At 63.5% G+C, this 1,932-nt stretch carries 2 protein-coding genes and 1 pseudogene; all 3 read right to left on the bottom strand.

Annotation, left to right across the window (positions count from 1 at the left end; translation table 11 throughout):
• Nucleotides 1-684: 684 nt before the first annotated feature.
• Nucleotides 685-1,065, bottom strand: a complete 381-nt coding sequence (locus AC1D34_RS37150) for a hypothetical protein (RefSeq protein ID WP_476826970.1) — start codon at nucleotides 1,063-1,065, stop codon at nucleotides 685-687.
• A complete protein-coding gene (locus AC1D34_RS37145; RefSeq protein ID WP_476826971.1) occupies nucleotides 1,001-1,456 on the bottom strand; it encodes a recombinase zinc ribbon domain-containing protein in 456 nt (151 codons plus the stop codon). Before AC1D34_RS37145 ends, AC1D34_RS37150 begins: the two co-directional genes overlap by 65 nt.
• A pseudogene (locus AC1D34_RS37140) lies at nucleotides 1,448-1,747 on the bottom strand (recombinase family protein); the annotation flags it as partial. The gene AC1D34_RS37145 and the pseudogene AC1D34_RS37140, both read right to left, overlap by 9 nt.
• Between the last annotated feature and the right edge of the window lie 185 nt (nucleotides 1,748-1,932).

Raw genomic sequence — 1,932 nt, 5'->3', positions numbered from 1 at the left:
GTACAGCGAGCCACTCTCAGCCGCTACCATACACCGCACGTTGGGTGCGCATGATGCTGCATGTCCGCTCTCGGACCCATCTGAGACATTGGAAAATCGATGTCTGGCGACCGGAGTCGCCCCTCCTGCGACCTTCGGAACGTCTGCAAACGGGCAAAGGCCCCCGCGCCTTCCACGAGCCGGAAGGACGTGCGAGCGCCTGCCCGTTGATCTGATGAAGCAGTTCTCCAGTGCGTCTGACTGCGCGGGCGCCATCCGCATCAGTTCGTCGTCGTCCGCCTACTTGGCGTAGGAGGCGAGCGCGGCGGATGGCACTGGCTGTGCAATGCGTCGCAACGCATAGCCATTGCACCAGATCTCAACGAGCTGCCGCTACCCGCCCGCCCTCCGATGCCCGATGCCTGCCTGCGCCTTTGGATGCATGGATGAGCGGCGCGGCAAAGGCCGCCAGCCGCCGCTCAACTTCTGCAGTGGATCATCTCAACGGAGGTCAACCACCAGGGCGATAACGACCCGGCAACGTCGCGCCAGCGGCTATTTGAGAGGCGCGACAATCTGTCCAATCACGCTGAATATCGTTCGGTGACGATCACGGGTGGCCGGCTGAAATGTTGGCCTTTTTGATAGCCTTTAATGTCTTGTCGAATTAAAAAAACTTGCAATAACAAATCATTAGTTGATTTTTTAAAGTCCCTCTCCCGCTACCATCCCAAAGCATACTCCATTTGGATAGGCGGCTTTGCCGAGCAGATCGTTCAGGCGGCCGGTGATTACGATCGAGATGCCGTCGCTTCTCGTCTTGTCGCGGTAGACCGTGACGCTCTCCACCAGGCTGCGGATAATCTCGATCCCCTCGCCGTCGCCGGCGCTGACGCCGGCCGAAAGCGCGGCCTGCATCTGCCCGAGCTGCTGCTCATAGCGCGCCAGTACCTGCGGATGCAGCGCCACCGTCGTCGGCGGTTCGGCAATGCTTTCGAGCTCGGCCTGCAGCGCGCGCTGCTCATTGGCCGCCCGCTTCTGGTCGTCGCTCGCCTTCTGCTGATCGCCCCATTCGTTGATCAGCATGTCCATGGTGCGGCCGGATGATCTTCTCCTTCTCGGCGATCTGACGCTCGATCGTGGCGCGAGGGCGAATCGCATCGCCGGCGAGGCGCTGCCGCTCCTGGTGATAGGTGCGGACATATTCGGCCATGACCGCCGGTGCGCGCATCTCGCCTTGCAGGCCCGCAAGCGCCGCGCGCTCGACCACGTCGAGATAGAACGTCTTCGGGTCCGGACAGATACCGCTCTCGGTCGCAGCCGAGCAGCGGATTCGCGTGCGGCCCGATTTGTCGCCCCCGCAACGCGCCAGTCCGGATCCGCATGAGCCGCAGCGCAACAGCCCAGAAAACAAATAGCGCGGCGCCGGTTTGCCTTGCGCATGCTCGATCGAGCGATCGGCCTTGCGTGCCAGCACCTTGTCCCACAGTTCGCGGTCGACCAGGGCCAGATCCGGCCGATCGACACTCTGCCATTCGCTCTCGGCATTCGGGCGGGAGACGCGCCGACCATTGGCCGGGTCCTTCACCATCCGGACCTTGTTCCAGACGATGCGGCCGGCATAGAGCTCGTTCAGCAGGATGCCCGAACCGCGGCGGCCATTGCCGTTGATCGTCGAGGCGTTCCACGCCCAGCCCCGCGGCGGTGCGATGCCCTCCCGGTTCAGCTCGTTGGCAATGCTGCGCGGCGCCTTTCCGGCGGCGTAGTGGGTGAATAGCCGCGGCTAATCCACGTAGGGATTGGCTGCGAGCCATTCCTCCAGGGCGTCGACGATCCTGATCAGTTCGGCCTCTTCCGGCGTATCCTCAAGGCATCCGGTCAGGCCCTGGACGTGCTCGATCGCGCGGGCGACGTCCGGGGCGCAGCGGCAGCGGCAGATCGGACATGCTGGCT

The sequence above is a fragment of the Allobosea sp. P1_A7 genome, assembly GCF_056406775.1.
This window is presented reverse-complemented; position numbering and strand designations above follow the sequence as displayed.

What these genes read in the sequence shown, in the direction of transcription:
- AC1D34_RS37150 (WP_476826970.1), bottom strand. Translation starts at nt 1,065, where the DNA reads ATGCTGATCAACGAATGGGGCGATCAGCAGAAGGCGAGCGACGACCAG.